A 418-nucleotide genomic window follows, 5' to 3' on the forward strand; every position below is an offset into this window, starting at 1 on the left:
TGAGTGCAAAAACCATCATGAAGCTTTTTTCACTCCAATGGATATAAAATAGTCTGCTCATTGCCGGAGCAAAACCCATCAGGTATTCTTCAATAATATGAACCTGAAGAGCAGCCACGGTGAGAATAAATAGCGGAAGGATAATACGGGGTTCAACCGGGTTTTTAAGATAGGTGACATACCAGCAGATCAGGCCGATTAATGCCGAACCGCCAACGATAACGACGGGTGCAAGGCCAATGGAAAGGTAGCCGGCAGCCGGCGCAATCACTGTGAACAGGCAGGCCGCTAACAAGCTGGATTTTTGGGAAATAGACAGTGCAGTTTTCATATCAGATTGATTTAACCCGAAGGTACTGCAGTAATCAAAGACTGCATTTATCAAATGATAAAAAACTACTTGATCGCTCTGATGCGG

General features: G+C 44.5%; 1 protein-coding gene. It reads right to left on the minus strand.

Going from position 1 to position 418, the window contains the following annotated elements:
* Positions 1 to 331: hypothetical protein (locus ON09_RS23885; protein ID WP_029204610.1), on the minus strand; the 331-nt coding region annotated here is incomplete at its 3' end.
* Between the last annotated feature and the right edge of the window lie 87 nt (positions 332 to 418).

Source organism: Pedobacter agri PB92 (assembly GCF_000258495.1).
GTDB classification, from domain to species: Bacteria; Bacteroidota; Bacteroidia; order Sphingobacteriales; family Sphingobacteriaceae; genus Pedobacter; species Pedobacter agri.